Here is a 20,057-nt window from a genome sequence, read left to right as displayed (position 1 = left end):
CTGACCCGTAGCAAGCGCAAGAGAAGCTTCCGATTGCGGCGAATTAGGACTGGATGAAAAGCCGGTCAACCTAGTATAAGACAAGACACACGAGTGTATTGCAAGGTCAGCCATGCACCGGCACTCCGGCCAATCGGTCTTGGATCAAAGCCAGCAGGTGAGCTACCGAGTCGGTTAGCTCCACCCCGTCGGCGTTGGTGATGGCAATGCCGTAGATCATCTGCAACTCAAATTGCAGCAGGTGCAGGTCCACGGAGTTCATACCTAACTCGGCAAAGGTAATTTGCAGAGGTGGACCGGGGGCACTGGCCCAAAAATCCCGGCATAGCAGCTCGAACAATACGTCTTGAATGGGCTGGGTACGCATGGCAAAAAGCAAGTGGATAACTACAGATTCAAAGAAAAGCGTTGCGTAAGCCAGCAGCGCTGGGTAGGCTGCACTACCGGGCGCTGCTGGCCAGAAAAAATCAGTCCTGCTCGCCGGTGGCGCGGGCCAGCGCCGCTTCAGCCATGCGGTATTCGGCCTGGGCCTCGACCAGGGCGGCGGCAGCTTGCTGGCTTACTGTTTGAGCTTGCAGCAGGTCTACAAGGGAGAGCAGGCCAGCCCGGAAGCGGTTGTCGTTAAGGCGCAGGTTTTCCGCGGCTTGGGCCACCGTGAGGCGTTGCAGCTCGATGCGGCGGACCGCCTGGTTGAGGCGCAGCAAGTCGCGGCTGATTTCGAGCTGCACCTGCTGGCGGGCCTCCGTCAGCTGGGCCGCGTTGGCCTGGGCCTGATAGCGGCGCTGGGCTTCGAGCAAGCGGTGCTCTTTCCAGTGTACAAGTGGCAGGTTCACACTCACCAAGGCGTAGGCTGGCGTAAGAGTACGGTCGGGTAAGAAGACGTTGGGCCGCTGCACAAGCAGCAGGGCGTTGGCGCTGGCATTCACCTGCGGCCGCCGGGCGCTGCGCGCCAGAGCAATCAGCAGCGAGTCGGCGCGGGTATTCAGGGCAAGTTGGCGCAGGTCGGGGCGTTGGACCTGGGCCCGCGCCTGGTAGTCGGCCGCCGCCACCGGCAAAAACTCGCCTTCCAGAGTGTCGGCCAGGCGCAGGGAGTCGCCGGCCGGCCAGCCGATGAGCTGCCGCAGCACCTGCTGGCTTAGCTGCTGCTCGTCGCGGGCGCGTAGTAGCTGCACGTCGGCGTCGCGCAGCTGCACCTGGGCCCGCAGCAGGTCGGCCTTGTAGACCAAGCCGGCCTGGTACTTGTGGTCCAGGTCGCGCACCAGGGCTTGCAGCTGGAGCCGGTTGCGTTCGGCCAGTCCTACCTGCTCGCGCAGGGCTATGGCCTGCCAGTACGTTTGGTCGGTTTCGGCTACCAGCTGCTGGCGGGCGGCCCGCACATCTTCGCCGCTGACCTCGGCCTGCAAGCCGGCCAGGGCAATCTGGGAGCGGATGCGCCCACCGGAATAAATAGGTTGGCTCATGCCCACGCCGGTTGCCACGCCCTGCGCTTCGAGGGGCGTGCCGCGCAACCCGCGTACGTAGTAGCCGGTGCTGCTGGCATCGAGCTTGGGCAGCCGGCCGGTTTTAGCGGCCGCCTGGGCCGCTTCGGCGGCTTGTTGCCGGCGGGCGGCCACGGTCAGGCGCTGGTTTTGGCGCAGGGCCAGCGCCCGGCATTCGGCCAGGGTAAGGAGGGAAGCGCCCGCACCGGCAGGTGCGGGGGCAGCGGGCAACGACTGGGCAGCCAGGCCCGGCGTGAGCAGCACCAGGGCTGCCGCTAACAGGGATAGGATGTTCATAGGAAAAGCGAGGTTAGTGGGCCAGCGCCAGCGCGGGCTGGTTGCCGTCGTGGGGAGTAGTGGGGGCGGCGTTCCGGCGGGGTTTCAGCGACTGGTAGTAGAGCACGGGCACCACAAACAGGGTCATGCCCATGGCTACCATAATGCCGAAGGCAATGACGCTGCTCAGGGGCGCCCACAGGGGGGATTTGCTCAGAATCATGGGAATCACGCCCACGGCGGCGGCCGACGAGGTGAGGAAGATGGGGCGCATGCGCCGTTGCGCCGAGTGAATGGCGGCCTCCCGGATGCTGTAGCCGTGCTCGCGCACCAGCTCGTCGGCGTAATCGACCAGGATGATGCCGTTGCGCACCACGATGCCCAGCAAACTATTGATGCCCAGAAAGGCGGTCATGCCCAGTGGGTTATCCGTTATCCAGAGGCCAAACATGGCGCCGGGCAAGCTCAGAAAGAACGTAGATAACACGATGAGCGCCCGACCCAGGTGGCGGAACTGAATCAGCAGCGTGAGGAAAATCAGCAGAAAGCTCAGGCCCAGGGCCAGGTTGGCGTTGGGGGCCGCGTCGCGGCCCGATTCGTCGTCGCCGCCGTACTCCAGGTGCACGCCGGCTGGTAGCGGTAGCGCGTCGAGCTGGGGCCGGACCTCGTCCAGAATCTGCCCGGCCACCCGGCCAAAATCCGTGTCGCTGCTCACGGTGAGGGTGCGCAGCCCGTTGCGGCGCACAATATTGCTCAGGTGCCAGGCGGGCACCACGTCGGCCACCTGGCGCAGGGGCACCTTGGTCTGGTAGGCCGTCGTCACGTACACTTGGTTCACGTCGCTGAGCTGCTGGCGGTCTTTTTCGTCGAGGCGCAGCACAATGTCCAGGGGCTTGTCGCCCTCCCAGAGCGTGGAGACGGGCCACCCTTTGAGGCTGCCGCCCAGGGTCTGGCCCACAGCTTCCTTGCTCACACCCAGGCGGCTAGCCTGATCTTCTTTCACGCGCACAGCCACGCCCAGGTAGGGATTGCGCCAGTCGTCGCGCACGAAGTGGGTGTTGGCGGTGCTAGCCAGAAGCTGCGCCACCTGCTGGCCTACCCGGCGGATGGCCGCCACGTTGTCGCCCACCACGCGCACCTCAATCGGGGCCTTGGTTTCCTTCCAGCTCAGGCGGCGCACCCGTACCGAGCCCTCGGGCACCACTGGCTGCAAGGAGTGCGCGTACTCCTTGGCCAGGGCCACGGTGGCCTCGGCGCTGGTGGTGCTAATGAACACCTGGGCGTAGTTTTCGGCCGGGGCCTCGGGAGCGTAGCTCGAGTAAAAGCGCGGCGAGCCGGTGCCGATAAAGCTGACCACCTGCCGGATGCGCTTATCGCCCCGGATGGCGGCCGTCAGGCGGGCAACGGCCCGCTCGGTCTGGGCCACGGGCGTGCCCTCGGGCAGCCACAGCTCCAGGTTGAACTGGTCGCGCTCGGCGTAGGGTAGGTACTCAAACTTGAGCTGCGAGCCGAAAACGCCGGCCAGCAGAATAAACGAAAAGCCCAGCGTGAGCACCAGCTTGGGCCGCGCGAAACTCCAGTCCACGGCCCGGTTAAACCACGCCTGCACCCGGTCGATAACCGAGGGCTTGCCGGCGGGTGCACCGGCCTTTTTCGCGTGCAGCCCCTCCCGAATAGCGAAGTAGCAGAGGTAGGGCGTGAGCAGCATCGAGACCAGAAACGACGACGTCAGCGCCACCGCCACGGTCGCCGGAATGTGCATCGAAAACTCCTTGGTGAGGCCCGTGTACACCAGGGCCGAGGGTAGAAAGGCAAAGATGATGGTGGCCGTGGCCGCCAGCACCGGCACAAATAAATCGGTGGCCGCGCGCCAGGCCGCCTGCCAGCGGTCCAGGCCCTCGTCGAGCTTCTCCACGTAGTTGTCTACCACCACAATGGCGTCGTCTACCACCATGCCCAGCACAATCACCAGCGCCGCCAGCGACACCTGGTGAATTTCCATGCCCAGCAGGTGCATCACGGCAAACGTGATGAGGATGGAGAGCGGGCAGGCAATGGCCGAAATCAGGGCAATGCGCAGCGGCAGCAGCAGCATCACCACCGCAATAACCGAGGCCACGGCAATGCTCAGCTCCACGAAAAAGTCATGCAGCTTGTGGTCGACCACCGCGGGCTGGCTCACAATTTCCTGCACCCGCACGCCCTTCGGGAAGCGGGCTTCCACTTCCTTGATTCGGGCCTGAAGCTGGTCGCCAAACCAGACGATATTGTTGCCCGGCTGCATCTCCACGGTCAGCATCACGGCTGGCTGGCCGTCGATGCTGATGCGCGAAGTCAGCTCCTCGTTGCGACGCTCCAACTGGGCCACGTCGCGCAGCCGCACCTGGTTGCCCGAGGCCGGGTCCGTGTAAATCAGCTGGTTGGCCAGCGCCTGCTGCGAGCGGTAGAGCCCTTCGGTGAACACCGGCACGCGGGCCGCGGGCAGCTTTAGCTCGCCCGAGTAGCGCACGTTGTTCTGGCTTTGCAGCACGGCCGCCATCTGGCCAAAGTCGAGGCCGTACTGCCGCAGCCGGTCGGCCGATGTCGTCACGGACACCTGCTCGCGCTGCTCGCCGTAGCGCCGGATTTTGGCCACCTGGGGTAGGGTTTTGAGGGCGTCTTCCAGCTGGTCGAGGTATTCCTTCAGGTCGGCGTAGCTGCGGTCTGGAGCCGTGACGGCCAGCATCAGAGCCGCCACATCGCCAAACTCGCCGTTTACGTACGGCCCCTGCACGCCCGGCGGAATCAGTTGCTTGTTGGCGTTGAGCCCGTCCTGAAGCTTGGTCCAGAACTTATCAGTATCCGTCACCCAGTCCTGCAAGGTCACGTTGATTACCACGGCCCCGGCCTTGGTGGTGGAGTAGGTCTTCTCCTTCCGCACCTCTTTGTAGCTGAAGAGCTGCTGTTCCAGCTTCTTGGTCAGCTGGTTTTCCACCGTCATCTCGTCGGCCCCTGGGTATACCGCCAGCACCAGGCCCTGCCGAATAGTGATGCGCGGGTCTTCCATGCGCGGCATGCTGTACAGGGCCCAGATGCCCGCCAGCGCCAGTAGCAGGGTGATACCAAAGGTAACCTGCTTGTATTTCATGGCTGCCTCAATCAGGTTGAGGCGGCGTTTGGAAGCTTGTTCTTTCATAAAACGAAGCGGGTTACGGAAGAATGTGAATGGCCTGCCCATCGTGCAGGCGCTGCTGCCCGGCCACAATGACCCGGTCGGTAGCCGCCAGGCCCTGCGCTACCACCACTTGCTGGCCCTGCACCGGCCCCAGCACCACCCGGCGGCGCCGGGCCGTTTGGCCGGCCGCATCAGGCACATACACCACGCTAGCACCGTCGGTCTCCTGCACCACTACCTGCGGCGCCACTGCCACCAGCGGCTTGCTGGAGCCTGGCGGCAGCGGAATGCGCAGGCTGGCCAGCATGCCCGGCAGCAAGCGTAGCCCAGGGTTGGGCAGCAGCACTTTCAAATAGAAGCTGCGCGATGTGGGGTCGGCTACGGGACTGATGACCTGCACCTGGCCCGTCACGTCGCGGTTCAGCGCTGGCACCTGCACCCGCACCGTTGTGCCCTTGGCCATGCGCCCAATCTCCGCTTCCGGCACCACGGCCCGCGCAAACACTTGCTGAGTTTTGATGAGGCTGAACGCCGGACTACCCGGCATGGCCGTCACGCCCGGCTCTACCATCCGGCTTGCCACCAGCCCCGCAAAAGGTGCCCGCAGGTAGGTGTCTTTCAGATGCTTGCGGGCCACCTGGGCGTTGGCTTGGGCGCGCTGCAAGGCCGTGGTGGCCTGCACCAGCTCGCGCTCGGTCAGGCTTTCTGCCTGGAAAAGCTGCTGCGAGCGGCGGGCGTGGTCGCGGGCTTCCCGCAGCGAGGCCTCGGCGCCGGCTACCAGGCTGGCGTACTCCTCCCGTTCCAGCGTGGCCAGTAGCTGGCCCGCCCGCACCTGTTCGCCTTCGCGCACCAGTACCTGGCGCACCGTGCCGGCCGCACCAAAGCCCAGGCTGGCTGTGTTTTCGGCCTCAATGGTGCCACTATAGGTTTGTTCGGCGCTGCCAGATGTAGTGCCTACTGCCTGCACCTGCACGGCCACAGAAGGCACGGAGGAAGGCTGGGCCGTGCGGGCCTGTTCAGCGGGCTTGGAGCAGGCCACTACGCCGGGTAGCAACACCCAAGGCAGCCAGCGCAGGGCTGGCTGCCTGCGTGGCGCGTAAGCAGAGAGTAAGTTTGCTTCGTTGTTCATAAAATGACTATCGGTTCAATTAGAGTAAAAAAATGAGCCAAGACATGTTGCTTTACCACTGCTCCAACTATTTGTTCATAAAATGACTATTAGTCCAAAAATGTTAAAAAAAAGGTGCTGCCTTGTGGCCCGCTAGCCGGCTGGGGCCCGCAAGCCGCTTTCCAGCAGCATTATGTATGCTTCAAACTGCGCAGCAGGGTCGGTGTGCTGGGGCTCCATCAGGTAGCTACCCTTGTTGACGATGAACTGCATCATCCCGTAGGAAGTACCCCATATGCTGTAAGCCAGCAAGTTGGCATCGATATCCTTGCGCATCGAGCCGTCGGCTATGCCCTCGTCGCGTAGCTCCATCATCAGCTGGTGCGTGGTGGTAGCAATGTCGGCAAGCTGCTCGGGAGCATTTGTGGAGAACGGCGACTCGAAGAAGGCAATAAAACCGAAGTAGGCCGGGTTCTCCATGGTAAATTGGAAAAAGGCCCGCCGAGTGCGCAGCAATTTGTCCAGGCCAGAGCCACCTTTGGCCACTGCCGCCACATAGCGCTGGTGCAGCTCCCGGAAAGCCTGCTCGCTCAGGGCCAGCATAATATCTTCCTTGCTGCGGTAATGCCGGTATAGAGTGCCCTTGCCCAGTTCGGCGGCGGCCGCAATGTCATCAATGGTAGCAGCCACCAGTCCCTTGGTCAGGAAAACGGTTTTGGCGGCGGCCAAAATCGACTGCTCCCGATATTCCTTTTCCCGTTGTTTGCGCTCTTTAACTCCCATCGACCAAATAAGTCTGTTTGTGACTGACAGTCCAAAAATACGAATCTTTCGGTGAGTCCACTGCTAGTTTGCCAAAATTCGGCCCCAACTCTACGCGGTGCTGTTCGTGCGCGCCGCAAATACCGAAACCTGCTTAAGCAGAGCAAAGGCGAAGAAAAGATTGGCGCGACGTGACTCAGAACGTGTCAAGACCAGTCGTGAGCCACGCCGCGTCAAATACAAGCAGCGGGTGTAGAGGATAGGGTAGGCAGCCTGAAACCGAGGCACGTAGCCAGGGAGGGCCCAAACCCGCACCTTGGTGGCGGGAAGAGCTATTTCGTCGCCAGAATGCTCTTGGCAATAGCGGTGTACTGCTCATCTGCCTGCTTGGCTTCGTGCAGACTCTGTTGCATGGCTTGGGCCGTTTGGGTGTAGCCAGCTGCTTCGGCGTACTCCCGCAGGGTGCCAAACGAGGCAACCCAATAGAGCAGCGACAACTGGGCGCTACTAATAATGCCCAGGTCGCGCACAGTTTCGGTTTCGGCTTCTTTCTGGGTTTCCTTGCTCACTTCGTAGTGTGCCTCCACAATCTTGTTGTCTTGCGAAGGCACACCCCCAACTTCGGCAATAGCGGCTTCAATGCGCTTGGTCCAGTCCTTGGCCACCTCGATATCCTGGTTGAGGGCGGCGCGCAAATCAGGGTTGGTAGCAGCTTTCAGGGCATCAGCAGTGGCTTTCGCGCCCACTTCACCGCCACTTTGCAGGGCCGATAATGCAGTTTTAATGAGGTCTTTTAATGCTTGCTGGTTCATGAGAAATGGGTTTGAAAAGGGATTAGAAATGGGTGAATGATACCCCTTTTACCGATGTGAATTATTCTTTGTTGCACAAATAGTCAAAAAATGACTGATGGTCCAATTTAGAATTAAAGTGTTATTGGCGCAAAATTTATTTAACGCAACCACCACTCACTTCACACTCACAGAAGCGTAAGAACAGAGCCCCAACGTTATATGCTGTTGGTAAAGAAGTATTTATATCCTTGTGTGCCGTAGTATGCGTGCCGCTCGTGCCTACCGTACTACCAGCTTGCTGATGGCGCCATCGGTGATGCGCAGCAGGTATACACCACTAGTCAGGCCAGTAATTTTGAGGTGGCCGGTGGCGGCGAGGGTGCGTACGGGACAGCCCGTGAGGTCCAACAACGTGCCCGATACGACGCGGCTCAGGTGCACGATGCTATCCTGGGGAGAAGTTGCACCCCTAGCCTCTGGCATGCCCGCTCGAACGACTTCATATGGCTTATCGGCGCGAACGACGGCAGGCCAGAGGCCTGCGCATAGTCGGCACGGGGCACAGCCCCGCGACATCGCCAATATTTCTACTTTTTCTTCGCGCTATACTGCACCTCCACGGCTACGGGGTAGTGGTCGGAGGGCGTTTTGCCACCGCCGTACGTGTCCGTCAGGATGCCGTAGCGGGTGGCGGTGAAGGCGGGGCTGAGGAAGATGTGGTCGATGCGGGCATCGGTTTTGCGGGCGGGGTCGAAGCCGTTGAACGTGCCGTTGGGCGCGTATACGACCTGCGCTGTTTGGTAGGCGTCCTTCAGCGTGCCCGAGGTGCTCAGAATGGTGTAGCTCTCGTTGCGCTGGTCGATGTTGAAGTCGCCGGTAAGGACGGCGGGCGTGGTGCCGGCCATTTCCTTCACCTTGGCCAAGATCAGCTTGGCGCTTTCCTTCCGGGCTTCCTTGCCCACGTGGTCGAAGTGGGTGTTGAAGAAGTAGAACGTGAAGCCGGTGCTTTTGTCGCGCAGGTGCGCCCAGGAGCAGATGCGGGATAGGGCGGCATCCCAGCCCTTGCTGGGCGTGGCGCTGGTAGGCGACAGCCAGAACGTGCCCTGTTGCAGCAGCTCAAACTTGTCTTTCTTATAGAAGATAGTCGAGAACTCGCCGGCCTGCTTGCCGTCGTCACGGCCCACACCTACGTGCGCGTAGCCGGGCAGCTGACCGGCCATATCCTGCAACTGGTTGTAGAGCACTTCCTGGGTGCCAAACACGTCGAAATCTTGAAAGCGAACGAGCTTGGTGAGGTAGGGCACGCGCTTGCTCCAGGCGTTGGCCGTGTCGTTCTTATTGTCGTAGCGGATGTTGTAGGTCGCCAGCTTCAGGGTTTGGGCCGATAGGGTAGTGGCAGCGCCGAGGAAGAGTAGGGCGGCGAGTAGGGTTTGCTTGAGCATTGGGGAAGAAAGCGGTTGTAATGGTTTGCAGGCAAATCGTATGTCATCCTGAGCTTGCGAAGGACCTTATCACGGTAGAACAGCAGGCGTCACAACGACTCGTGCTACCGTGATAAGGTCCTTCGCAAGCTCAGGATGACAGCCGGTTATCTATGTTTGTCTATTCCCAACCCGGATTCTGGCCGAGCTTGGGGTTGATGAGGCGGTCGGCTTCGGGGATGGGGTAGAGGTAAAATTTATCGTCCCATTTGCGGGGCACGTTGGCCAGCCAGGTCAGCTCGCCGGAGGTACCATTTTTGAGTTGCTGCGGGTTGGCGCGGCCGTTCAGGGTAGGCGACACGTTCACGTAGGTAACGCCCGCGGCGGGCGGGGTAGGGGCCGTGTTCTGGTAGAACGCCACGTCGGCTTTGCCGTCCTCGTTTAGGTCGAGGGGTTGGTTGAGGGCGGGCACGTAGAAGCCGTTCCAGGTCATTTCCATCAGCGAGCCGCGGCGCCAGCGGATGATGTCGGCGAAGCGGAAGCCTTCCAGCACCAGCTCGATGCCCCGCTCGCGGCGGATTTCCAGCAGCGCCGGGTCCGAGATGCCGGGGAAGTAGTTGGCTTGCAGGTAGGCGTCGGCCACGGTAGGCTTGGTGGTGAGGCCGCCCGTGATGCCGGCGCGCTGGCGCAGGGCGCCGATGGTTTTCACCCAATCAGCATTACTAAACGTGCCCAGCTCGGCGCGGGCCTCGGCGTAGTTCAGCAGCACCTCGGCGTAGCGAATGATGGGTAGGGAGTTGATGTTGCGGGTGCCGCCGTCGTAGTAGGTGTCGTCCAGCGTTAGCTTAATAGGCTGATAGCCAGTATAGGTATACGAGAAAACCGGCGGGGCGGCCTCGGTGGCGTTGCCGTTGGTGCGGCGGTAGTCGCCCATCCGGATGGTCTGTTGCAGGCGCTTGTCGCGGCCTTTCACCTCCTGGGCAAAGGGTAGGGTTTCGTAGCCGGCCTTGCTGGTGAAGGGCGTGCCGTCGAGGTTCAGGTAGGTGTTCACGAAGGTGCGAATCAGGCTCACGCGCGAGCCGTAGGTAGCGCTGGTCCACCACCAGTTGGCGTCGTTGTACACGCTCAGCGCCGGGTCCGACACGGAAGCCAGAATCACCTCCGAGGCTACCGGTGCCTGGCTGGTAAACACCTGGCGGTAGGCGCGGTCGGTGCCGCCGGCCGCGTTCAGGCTGAAGCCGCCGGTGGTCATCACCTGCTCGGCGGCGGTGGCGGCCTCGGTCAGCCACTGGTTGGCGCTGCCGGTGAGGCCGTAGCCGGTCTGGTACTTCCGAAACGTGCCCTCAAACAAGCACACCCGCGACTTAAACGCGGCGGCCGTTTGCTTGGTCACGAGGCTGCGGCTGTTGTCGGCGGTGGTCGTGATGTTCTGGATGGCAAAGTTCAAATCGGCCAGTACCGAGTCCATCACCACGGTGCGCGGGTCGCGGGCGTTGTAGAGGGTAGGGTCGTCCACCGACTGCGGCTTGCCAATCCACGGCACATCCCCGAAGCGCTTCACCTTATCGAAGTAAAACCACGCCCGGAAAAAGCGCGCCAGCCCCCGGTAGTGGTTGCGCACGGCCGGCGCCACGGCGGGGTTGTTGTTGTTGGCCAGGAAGTAGTTGATGTTGCGCAACGGGCGCCAGTCCCAGCCCGAGCTTTGGCGGGCACTGAAGGCGCCGGGCAGCAGGAAATCGGGCACCTGGGTGCGGGCCGCGTAGTCAGCCATGGCATCGCCGCGCACAATGTCGTTGGCGGTCGGCAGCACGTCGTAGAAGGAGTTGGCGTACAGCTCCAGGCCCCGCTCGCTGCTGAACACGGCCGAGCCCGTCACGGTGGCCTCGGGCTCCTGGTCCAGCGAATCGCAGCCAGCCAGGGCTAGGGCCGAGAGGAGGAAGGTGGTAAGGTATGGTTTCATGAGGAAAATGTGTGGGGAAGGTATTTGTCTGCCGGGCGCCTGCCGGTCCGACGCCGGAGGCGTCCGACCGGTATCGTCGCTGATGTCTGCACCCGCGTCAGTGGGCGTCAGCATGAAGCTCGTTCTACGATACCGGTCGGACGCCTCCGGCGTCGGACCGGCAGGCGACCCTACCGTTAAAAGGTCACCGACAAGCCCAAGATGACGCTCTTGAGAATGGGGTAGTTGTTGCCGTTGCCGCTGTTGCTGGAAGTCAGCACTTGGTCGGAGCGGCCGATGCTTTCCACGTCCAGGTCACGCGTAATCTTATAGAGTGGCGACCACGCCCACAGGTTCTCGCCCGACACGTACACCCGCGCCGCCGAGAGCTTGGCGCGGTTGATCAACGATACCGGTAGATTGTAGCCCAACTGAATGTTTTTCAGGCGGATATACGCCGCGTTGATGAGGTAGCGCGTCTGCGTTTGGCTTAGCTCGCCAGCGCCGTTCTGGGCCACGTAGCCGCGGTAGCGCGGGAAGTAGGCGTCGGGGTTGTCCTCCGACCAGATATTACCCAGCTGCGACTTTGGCAACTTATTATAGGGGCGGTTGTACTGGCCCCAGAAGATGCCCGCTTCCGAGCCGGGGTACCAGTCCTGGTGCCCTACCCCCTGGAAGAAGGCCGAGAAGAAGAAGTTGTGCCAGCTGGCGTCGGCCATCACGCCGTAGGTGTAGCGGGGTAGGGAGTTGCCGATTACGCGCCGGTCGCCGGGGTTAGCCACGGTGTTGTCGCCGTTGTTGATGACGCCGTCGCCGTTCAGGTCGGCAAACTTGATATCGCCGGGTAGCAGCTGGCCGCTGGTAGAGGCCCGGAACAGCGCCTGCGAGGGCGAGGAGCTGATCTGGTCCTGCGACACAAACAGCCCGTCGGTGGTGTAGCCCCAGATTTCGCCCAGGCGCTGGCCCTCGTAGTAGTCGTTCAGGCGCTTGTTTTCGTTGTTGTATTTGGTGATGTGCGCCTTGTAGTCGGCCAGCGTGAGGCGCAGACCGTAGGCCAGGGGGCTGTTGCCCACGTTGGCCTGGTCGCGCCAGTTCAGGGCCACTTCCCAGCCCTTGGTGCGCAGGTCGGCGTAGTTGCCCTTGGGCACGTCGGTGCCAAACACGGCCGGTAGAGTAGGGCCTACCGTAAACATGTCGGTGGTGTTGCGAATGTAGCCGTCGGCGTTCAGCGTCAGGCGGTTTTTTAGCATACTCAGGTCCAGGCCCAGGTCCGAGGTAGTGGAGGTTTCCCAGGTCAGGCCATTGGGCAGCACGTTGGGCTGACCGGTATACTGCGGCCGCACCCCATTCAGCACCCGCCCCGACTGCGCAATGCTAAACTGCTCCTGAAACGCGTAGGAATTGATGTTGCCATTACCCAGCGACCCATACGACCCCCGAATTTTTAGCTCCGAAATCAGGTTGGGCGACACCTTCCAGAACGGCTCGTTGGAGATGCGCCACCCCGCCGAGAACGATGGAAAAAAGGCAAACCGCTCGTTTTCGGGGAATTTTGAGGAGCCGTCGTAGCGGCCGCTGGCCTCCAGCAGGTAGCGCTCCTTGAAGGAGTAGTTCAGGCGGTAGAAGCCACCCGAGATGTTCCACCGGTCCCAGCCGCCGCCCGTGGTAATGGCCTGGCCCAGTGCCAGGTTGATGTCCTGGGCATCGGGGTAGATGAGGCCGTTGCGCTGGGTTTGCAGGCCGCGGTACGTCGACTGCTCGTAGTTGTAGCCCAGCAGCGCCTTGAAGTAGTGCGCCGGCGTGAAGTTGGTTTCGTACTCGGCGTAGAGGTTGGTGGCCAGGTAGCGCGTCTGCCCAAAGGCGCGCTGCAAATCGTTGGTGTTGGTGCCCACGTACTCAATCACGCCGGGCTTGCGGCTATACGGCACCGGCACGCGCGTTTGGGTGCGGTCGTTGTCGGTGTTGCGGATGGTGAAGTTGCCGTTGATGCGGAATTTGTTGTCGAAGAAGTTCGTGCTGAACGCCGTGGTATTCCGAAACACCCGCTCGTCGAAGTCGATGCCGTTTTTGCCGTACCAGAAGTCGCCCACCGTGTAGGCCGCCGAGTAGGTGAGCGTGCCGTCGGGGTTGAACATGGGCGCCACCGTGTGGCCCTCGTCGGCAATGTTGCGCCAGATGCCGCCGCCCTCGCCCACGTTCAGGGGGTTGTGGTAGGTCATATTGGAGTAGTCGGCGTTGTTCTCCACGCGCAGCCACGGAAACAAATCCAGCGCCCCCTTCACCCGGAAGTTATACATCCGGTAATCGTCTGAATTATAGCGAAATAGCCCATCCTGCCCGAAGTAGCGCCCCGTGGCGTAGAAGCTGGCCTTGCCGCTGCTCCCCGATACCGACAGGTTGTGCTCCGACGAGCTGGTGCGCTTCTTATACAACTCCTTGTACCAGTCGGTATTGCCATAATACACGTACTCGCCGGCGGCATTCACGTCTACCTTAGGTAGGCTGGGGTCCTCGGAGCGGCGCTTCAGCTCGGCCAGGTATTCGGGCGAGAACTTCACGGTTTTGTTGATGTTCTGCGGGGTCTGGGAGTAGTCGTTCCACGCCGACCAGCCCTCGTTGAACATCTTGGCAAACTGGTAGCCGTCGGTCACGAAATCCGGCACCGCCGTGGGACTCTTGATGGCTTGGTTGAACGAATACGTGATGCTGGTGCGGTCCTTCGCGGGGTTTTTGGTCGTAATCAGCACCACGCCAAACGCACCCCGCGCCCCGTAAATAGCGGCCGCCGAGGCATCCTTCAGCACCGATACCGTGGCGACATCGTTGGGGTTCAGGCGGCTCGGGTCGCCCTCCACGCCATCAATCAGCACCAGCGCGTTGCCACCCTGCCCAATGGAGGTAGTACCCCGAATGTTATAGGCCGGCGACGTCGTCGGTTTGCCATCGCCGGGCACCAGGTTCAGGTTAGGTAGCACGCCCTGCAACCCCTGCGTGAGGTTGGGCACAGAGCGGTTTTGCAGCACCTCCGACGTCACCTGGTCTACGGCGCCGGTCAGGTTCACCTTTTTCTGGGTGCCGTAGCCCACCACTACCACCTCGTCCAGCGCCTTGGTATCGGGCGCTAGCTTGATGTTGAGGTCGGTGCGGCCGTTCAGCGGCACCTCCTGGGTCTGAAACCCTAAGTATGACACTACCAGCGTGTTGGCCTCGGCGGGCATTTGCAGCGAGTAGGCGCCAGCGGCATCCGTGACGGTGCCAACCTGGGTGCCTTTGGCCAGCACCGTCACGCCGGGTAGGGCCTCGCCAGTGGCATCGGCAATGCGGCCGCTCACGGTGCGGGCCTGCTGAGCCGTGGCTACCAGGCTGCCACACATCGCAACGGGCAGCAGCAGCCCACGTTTCCAGCAAGAAACGGTAGAAAGTAGGTTCATAGGATAGGTGTATTGGTTGGAGGAAAGTAGGTGCGCAATAACCCCAGCGACTTATTCGGGATAAGTCGGCTAAAGAGGTAGGAAAGCGTGGAGAGGACGAAAAGGAACGGCTACAAAAGGCCGTTAAATCAAAAAAATAATTCAACTATATCTTTTGGTAATGCAAATATAAAATAGCTGTTTTAAGCTTTGTTTGTGATTTAGTAAGGTTTATAAAAGGATAATACAAAGCATCTGATTTTAACACAATCGTAATATTTGAATAAAAGTAAGATGATATAAAATTATTGGGCAACAAGTGGCATTATCATATTTTGATATAACAGTGTTTTTTATAATGTATTATTCTAATACTTCTTAATTATTGAACCGAATTTTATATTATTTTTTTATCTATTATTTACACTTCTCTTTTTATAGTTATGGATTAATTGTAATTTTTGCTAATAGATCATTTTTTGAAATTTTTTACATGAGTAATAAAATTTTTATTAGGTTTTTGTTTGTGGTCACTGCTACTTTGAGTATTGTGGGAGTAATAATATATTATAAGTATAATGATGCTAAAATAAATTTAATAGGTTACTTTCATAAAAAAAATAATGTTGATTATGTAGTGGGTTCGTACGATAGGGATATCATAGATAACTATGTAGAAAAGCAAAAATTTCAGCATATAGTGATTGATGTAACAGAAAATATAACACAGAAGAAGGTGCAAAAATTATTGGTAGATATCTCTAGCAATAAATCAATTATAATTACAGTAAATACATTTAGTATTGAAAATAAGGACGTTTTACAACAAATAAATAATGGTAAGTTTGACGTAACTATAGGAATTATATGTGATATTTTGAAAAAAGCGAGAAACCCAATCTATCTACGCTTTAATCCGGAAATGGAAGTACCCGTAATACTTTATCCTTGGCAGTATAACTCACCTATTCTTTACGTGAATACTTTTCGCCGATTTGCGAAAATCAGTAAAAAAATACTGCCTAAAGCTGCCATTGTTTGGGGGCCGGCTGGATACCCAGGATTGGAAGAATTTTGGCCGGGCGACGACGTTGTGGATTTAATTACTTTAACAGTAAATAGTAAATCGGAATTGCAGGCTACGGGTTATCCCCCCGTCCGGGATATGACTGTTTTGCTCAAGCGAAAAATCCATAGAGTACGTTTTATGGATAAGCCGGTTCTGATACTCGGGGCTGGAGACACCAACACAAATACATTGGCTAAACGTGCTCTGCCAATGGCAATTGCTGAGATTCGACGCGAGCAGTCGATTATTTATTCAACGGCAACTTCCAGATTTTCTTCAGCCCCTGTTGCTGGTATAGAGGCCAAGCCAACGGTAGGAGTTTACGACCCTACCCATCAACTTACAGAAACTGCACCTGTAAAAGCGGAACACCTATTTGTTGACTTAGAGGGTATTGAAAGCGGAGCTTTTCGTAAAGATTTTGCAGCCGTTACAGCGCGCAAACACGATATAATTGTGACAGTTGAGCCACTGCTGGATAAAAAATTTAGAAAGAAAAATAATGTGTTGTTAAATACAATAAATGGAAAATATGATTTCTTATTTAAGGAAGTATATAGTGTATTAGCTACCACAAATCAGACTGTGTATCTCAGGTTTGCGCATGAAATGGAAATTCCAATAGAGCGTTATCCCTGGCAAAGTCAAGATCCTGTGCTCTATATCAAGGCATTTCGGTACTTTATGAAGTACAATTCTCCAAAGTTGAGGAACGTTAAGAGGGTGTGGGGACCTGCCGGCGACAGGGGTTCTATTGAATGGTGGCCGGGAGATGATGTTGTCGATTATGTGAGTGTCGCCATTTACGGCTTGCCAGACAAAAACATAACGGACCCCAAAAAGCAGGAGTCATTTAGTGATATTTACAATCGTAAAAGTTACCGTATGCGCCTTGTGCATAAGCCTATATTTATAACTGAATTTGGTGTAAAAGGTCCGGAAGATTTTCAAAGTCACTGGCTCGAAGATGCAGCCAATACGATCAATCAGCATCGGGAAATAGTAGGTGTTTGCTATTTTAACTTAGCTGATAATCCTAAAGTATGGGGTAATATGCCAGCGCCTGATTGGAGTATCAGTCGTGATACCTTTATTAAATTTGATAAAGAGCTGGCGACGAGACGGTAACTAGCCCATTGTTTATAAATAAAAAACATACAATATTACTTGTTTTCAGATTGTGATATCTTATATATTTATATTATTATATATAGGCCTGTATAAAATAGTATTATGCAAATATTTTAGTAACTACTTGTTCACTACGTTATCAGAAAATAAATCCGGGTAATCCGTAATAATGCCGTCTACCTGCTGCGCTACCAACTCCTTAATGGCCGCAGCGGAATTAACAGTCCACGGAATAACCTGTATGCCCTGCTTATGGCAGGTTTGCACCAGTTCGGGCGTTACCAGCTTGTAGGCGGGGCTGTAGATATTCGGCCGGAAGCTCAGGCGTTTTAGGTTGGCCGCCAGGCCATCAGTATTTTCCACTAGCAGGGCCGTGCGCAGGGTAGGGTGCGTGCGGTGCACCACCTCCAGCGTGCGGGGGTCGAACGACTGGATAATGACGCGGTCCTGCACGCCTTTTTCGGTGATGACGGTCAGCAGCAGGCGCACAAACTCCGCCGGCTCGGGGTGCAGGGTGTTGTCGCCGGCCGGGGTGGTCTTGGTTTCGATGTTGTAGTGGGGTAGGGGCCGCCCCTGCCGCCGCGCGTGCGCCTCCGCCGAGTCGATGACCTCGGCCAGTAGGGGCTTATAGGTCTTCAGCTTCTCTTGCCGCGGAAATTTGGGGTTGCCGTGGCTGCCCACGTCGTAGCGCCGGATTTCGGCGTAGGGCAATCCGTAGAGGCGCAGGGCTTTACCCGCGGCCGGGGTGAGGGGTTGACCGTCGGGCGTCCACACAAAATCGGCGTTTAGGTAGGGGTCGTGGGAGAGCAGCACCTGCTTGTCCTGGCTGATGGCCGCGTCCATTTCCAGCGTTGTTACGCCCAGGTCCAGGGCGTGCAGCATGGCCAGCACGGTGTTTTCGGGCAGCAGGCCGCGGCAGCCGCGGTGGCCTTGCACGTCGAGGGGTGGGTGCTGGGTAGGGGCGGGCGTGAGCATGGCGAGTAGGGGAAGGAGCAGCAGGAAGGGTTTCATCGAAAGAAGGTTTTACGGCGCGGGTAGGGGTAGGGCTGGGGGGCATCAATCGTCGTCATCGTCGCGCTTGGGCGCCAGCTTCAGGAAGGCACCGCGCCGGGGAGCGGGGGCCGTGGCATTTTCGCCGCGCACAAACTTCCAGATCACCTCGTTCAGCTCTAGGTCGGGCACGGCGTCTTCGCGGGCCAGGTTGAAGCGCTCCGACTTCTCGGCGCTTTTGTTCCAGGCCACGTTGCGGGCATTCAGGTCTACACGGGCGGGGCGGGCTTGGTAGGGCACGGCGTTGGGCGTGGTGGTGAAGCAGTCGGCCAGGGGTAGGGCGGCCGCATCGTACTGACTCATAGGGGGTAAGCCCAGCAGTAGCTCCATGGTGCGCAACGCGCCCGAGGTGGAGTAGAGCGTGTGGTTGACGGTGCCGCGGCGGGTGTAGGGGCTAATCACGAAGGCCGGGGAGCGGTGCGCGTCCACGTGGTCGGGGCCGTTCTGGGCGTCGTCTTCCAGCACAAACACCACCGATTCTTTCCAGATCGGGCTTTTCGACAGGTGCTCTACCAGCTGACCCAGGGCCAGGTCGTTGTCGGCCATGGCGGCAATGGGCGTGTACTTGCCGCGCCGCTGCCCGCTGGTGTGGTCGTTGCTGAGGCGGATGGTGCTGAATTGCGGCACGGCCCCCACGGCCAGCAGCGAGTCGAAATCCTGCCGCCAGATACGCACCCGCTCCACGTCCTGGATATCCATGTTAAAGCCCGGCGACGGCACGCACACGTGCCCCTGCAACGACTTGAGCGGGGTTTTGCCCTTGTCGGCAAATTCGCCGTAGGTGCGGTAGCGCAGGCCGGCGCGCTGGCAGTAGTCCCAGATGTAGCCGTCGCGGGGGTAAGCAATCGGGCGGGTGCCCTCGTAGTCGTAGGTGCCGCCGCGGCCGCCGTAGCTGGTGGGCCAGGTTTTCTCGGTGTAGTCGGTGGCGTAAGCGGCCATGCTCCAGTTGTGGCCGTCGGCACTCACCTCGGCATTCACGTAGAAGTTATCGAGCAGCACAAACTCGCGGGCCAGGGCGTGGTGGTTGGGCGTCACCCGCTCCGGAAACACGCACAGGGTAGAGTCGCCGTTGCCCTCCGGCATATCGCCCAGCACCTGGTCGTAGGTGCGGTTTTCCTTGATGACGTAGAACACGTACTTGATGGGCGACTTTTCGCCTACCTTGCCGGGTACCGGGTGGCCGGCGGGGCGGGCCGCGGCCTGGCGTTCGGACTCGGCCGTGAAGGGCGTATTGGCATACACCTGCTTGGAGTAGGCGCCCAACTGGGCCTCGCTGGGCTGCGGAATACACGACAGCGTACCTTTGAACAAACTGCCGATGTACTGCACCGGCTGCCCCGTTACGCCGGTGTGCGAGCCGCTGTTATCGGTGTTCTTCACCGGCTGCGGCCCCTGCGGATTGGCCAGCGAAGAAAACCCTTTGCCATTGGCTACCAGGATGGTACGCCCCAGGGTCTTCACGTTGGTGGGGTACCAGCCCGTGGGGATGAAGCCGCGGGCCGCGCTCTTGCCCGGCGTGCGCACATCAAACACGGCCAGGCAGTTGTTGTCGGCGTTGGCGATGTAGAGCGTTTTCTCGTTGGGCGACAAGGCCAGCCCGTTGGTGGTCGAGCCCGTGAGGTGGGTAGGGTAGAGGGCCGTTGAAATCACCTCCAGCACCCGGCGCGTGCGCGTGTCCACTACCGACACCGAGTTGTCGTTGGCGTTGGCCACGAACAGGTAGCGGCCGTTGCGGGTCAACAGCAACTCGTTGGGGTGACTTTCGGTGGCGATTTCGCCGGTGAGACGGCCGGTTTGGGTGTCGAATAGGGCCACTTTGTCGCCGCCCCAGAGGGAGATGTAGAGGGTGCGGCGGTCGGGGGCGAGCAGGCAGGCGTAGGCTTCGTGGCCCAGCGCTACCTTCTGCACGGTGGCCCCGGTGCGGGTGTCCAGCACGTAGAGACTGTTGTCTTCCTTCGTCACCACGTAGAGGCGGTGGCGGGCGTCGTCGAGGGCCAGGCCGGTAGGACCGATTTTATTGGGCCAGGCGCGGCCCAGGCGCAGCGTGTCGGGGTCGCCCAGGCGGTTGTCGGCGGTAGGGTAGCGCAGCACCACGTTGTCGTTGCCGCCCGAGGCGTAGAGCTGCTGCCCATCGGCGCTAAAGGCCAGCCCGTACCACGACTTGCCAATCACCTTTTCATCCAGCAGCTTTTCCGTTTTAGGGTCAATTAGCTGAATGCTCTGCGTGCCCTGCCCGTTGTTGCTGACGGCCAGCAGTCGGCCGTTGCGGGAGAGCTGCATGTTCAGCGGCAAATCACCGAGCGGCAACGACCGCCCCGCCGGACTCAACGACCAGCCATTGGGCAGCAGTATCCGCTCGGCCTGCGGGTTGTTGGTAGGGAGCTGCGCCTGCGCGGCCGGCGCGAGCCAGGTGCTGCCCAGCAGGCAGAGGCCCAAGGCGAAGGAGTGGGTGCGATGCATAGACG

Annotated in this window: 13 protein-coding genes; 1 reads left to right on the top strand and 12 read right to left on the bottom strand. The window is 59.2% G+C overall.

Going from position 1 to position 20,057, the window contains the following annotated elements:
• Positions 1-106: 106 nt before the first annotated feature.
• The 10 genes from H8B15_RS09290 to H8B15_RS09245 all read right to left on the bottom strand — a co-directional run bounded on the left by H8B15_RS09290 (position 107) and on the right by H8B15_RS09245 (position 14,363).
• Positions 107-367, bottom strand: coding sequence for a hypothetical protein (locus H8B15_RS09290; protein ID WP_187319400.1), 261 nt, complete (start codon positions 365-367; stop codon positions 107-109).
• 100 nt (positions 368-467) lie between these two features.
• Positions 468-1,775, bottom strand: coding sequence for a TolC family protein (locus H8B15_RS09285; RefSeq protein ID WP_187319399.1), 1,308 nt, complete (start codon positions 1,773-1,775; stop codon positions 468-470).
• Positions 1,776-1,788: 13 nt separating this feature from the next.
• Positions 1,789-4,929: an efflux RND transporter permease subunit gene (locus H8B15_RS09280; protein ID WP_187319398.1), complete on the bottom strand. Its 3,141-nt coding sequence runs from the start codon at positions 4,927-4,929 to the stop codon at positions 1,789-1,791.
• 13 nt (positions 4,930-4,942) lie between these two features.
• Entirely contained in the window at positions 4,943-6,037 is a 1,095-nt protein-coding gene (locus H8B15_RS09275; protein WP_187319397.1) for an efflux RND transporter periplasmic adaptor subunit, read from the bottom strand.
• A gap of 132 nt (positions 6,038-6,169) precedes the next feature.
• Positions 6,170-6,799, bottom strand: coding sequence for a TetR/AcrR family transcriptional regulator (locus tag H8B15_RS09270; RefSeq protein ID WP_187319396.1), 630 nt, complete (start codon positions 6,797-6,799; stop codon positions 6,170-6,172).
• A gap of 311 nt (positions 6,800-7,110) precedes the next feature.
• Entirely contained in the window at positions 7,111-7,590 is a 480-nt protein-coding gene (locus tag H8B15_RS09265; RefSeq protein ID WP_187319395.1) for a YciE/YciF ferroxidase family protein, read from the bottom strand.
• Positions 7,591-7,851: 261 nt separating this feature from the next.
• Complete coding sequence (locus H8B15_RS09260; RefSeq protein WP_187319394.1) at positions 7,852-8,055, bottom strand: hypothetical protein; 204 nt, start codon at positions 8,053-8,055, stop codon at positions 7,852-7,854.
• Positions 8,056-8,159: 104 nt separating this feature from the next.
• Positions 8,160-9,014: an endonuclease/exonuclease/phosphatase family protein gene (locus H8B15_RS09255; protein WP_187319393.1), complete on the bottom strand. Its 855-nt coding sequence runs from the start codon at positions 9,012-9,014 to the stop codon at positions 8,160-8,162.
• A gap of 160 nt (positions 9,015-9,174) precedes the next feature.
• Positions 9,175-10,953: a RagB/SusD family nutrient uptake outer membrane protein gene (locus H8B15_RS09250; RefSeq protein WP_187319392.1), complete on the bottom strand. Its 1,779-nt coding sequence runs from the start codon at positions 10,951-10,953 to the stop codon at positions 9,175-9,177.
• Positions 10,954-11,129: 176 nt separating this feature from the next.
• On the bottom strand, positions 11,130-14,363 hold the full coding sequence (locus tag H8B15_RS09245; protein ID WP_187319391.1) for a SusC/RagA family TonB-linked outer membrane protein: 3,234 nt from the start codon (positions 14,361-14,363) through the stop codon (positions 11,130-11,132).
• Between the two features lie 364 nt (positions 14,364-14,727).
• Here H8B15_RS09245 and H8B15_RS09240 point away from each other — a divergent pair, with 364 nt between their 5' ends.
• Positions 14,728-16,539: a glycoside hydrolase family 26 protein gene (locus H8B15_RS09240; RefSeq protein ID WP_187319390.1), complete on the top strand. Its 1,812-nt coding sequence runs from the start codon at positions 14,728-14,730 to the stop codon at positions 16,537-16,539.
• A gap of 123 nt (positions 16,540-16,662) precedes the next feature.
• Here H8B15_RS09240 and H8B15_RS09235 read toward each other — a convergent pair whose 3' ends face one another.
• Both H8B15_RS09235 and H8B15_RS09230 read right to left on the bottom strand, forming a co-directional pair.
• Positions 16,663-17,553 carry a glycerophosphodiester phosphodiesterase family protein gene (locus H8B15_RS09235; protein WP_187319389.1) on the bottom strand — a complete coding sequence of 297 codons (891 nt, stop codon included), beginning with the start codon at positions 17,551-17,553 and terminating at the stop codon, positions 16,663-16,665.
• A 45-nt stretch (positions 17,554-17,598) separates the two neighbouring features.
• On the bottom strand, positions 17,599-20,052 hold the full coding sequence (locus H8B15_RS09230; RefSeq protein WP_187319388.1) for a bifunctional YncE family protein/alkaline phosphatase family protein: 2,454 nt from the start codon (positions 20,050-20,052) through the stop codon (positions 17,599-17,601).
• Positions 20,053-20,057 lie beyond the last annotated feature (5 nt).

The sequence above is a fragment of the Hymenobacter citatus genome, from assembly GCF_014333615.1.
GTDB classification, from domain to species: Bacteria; Bacteroidota; Bacteroidia; order Cytophagales; family Hymenobacteraceae; genus Hymenobacter; species Hymenobacter citatus.
The sequence above is the reverse complement of the archived record's forward strand: the minus strand, read 5'-3'. Positions and strand labels throughout refer to the sequence as shown.

Bases quoted from the DNA above. Each gene is read 5' to 3' on its own strand.
- H8B15_RS09290 (WP_187319400.1), bottom strand. From the start codon at position 367: ATGCGTACCCAGCCCATTCAAGACGTATTGTTCGAGCTGCTATGCCGG.
- H8B15_RS09285 (WP_187319399.1), bottom strand. From the start codon at position 1,775: ATGAACATCCTATCCCTGTTAGCGGCAGCCCTGGTGCTGCTCACGCCG.
- H8B15_RS09280 (WP_187319398.1), bottom strand. From the start codon at position 4,929: ATGAAAGAACAAGCTTCCAAACGCCGCCTCAACCTGATTGAGGCAGCC.
- H8B15_RS09275 (WP_187319397.1), bottom strand. From the start codon at position 6,037: ATGAACAACGAAGCAAACTTACTCTCTGCTTACGCGCCACGCAGGCAG.
- H8B15_RS09270 (WP_187319396.1), bottom strand. From the start codon at position 6,799: ATGGGAGTTAAAGAGCGCAAACAACGGGAAAAGGAATATCGGGAGCAG.
- H8B15_RS09265 (WP_187319395.1), bottom strand. From the start codon at position 7,590: ATGAACCAGCAAGCATTAAAAGACCTCATTAAAACTGCATTATCGGCC.
- H8B15_RS09260 (WP_187319394.1), bottom strand. From the start codon at position 8,055: ATGCCAGAGGCTAGGGGTGCAACTTCTCCCCAGGATAGCATCGTGCAC.
- H8B15_RS09255 (WP_187319393.1), bottom strand. From the start codon at position 9,014: ATGCTCAAGCAAACCCTACTCGCCGCCCTACTCTTCCTCGGCGCTGCC.
- H8B15_RS09250 (WP_187319392.1), bottom strand. From the start codon at position 10,953: ATGAAACCATACCTTACCACCTTCCTCCTCTCGGCCCTAGCCCTGGCT.
- H8B15_RS09245 (WP_187319391.1), bottom strand. From the start codon at position 14,363: ATGAACCTACTTTCTACCGTTTCTTGCTGGAAACGTGGGCTGCTGCTG.
- H8B15_RS09235 (WP_187319389.1), bottom strand. From the start codon at position 17,553: ATGAAACCCTTCCTGCTGCTCCTTCCCCTACTCGCCATGCTCACGCCC.
- H8B15_RS09230 (WP_187319388.1), bottom strand. From the start codon at position 20,052: ATGCATCGCACCCACTCCTTCGCCTTGGGCCTCTGCCTGCTGGGCAGC.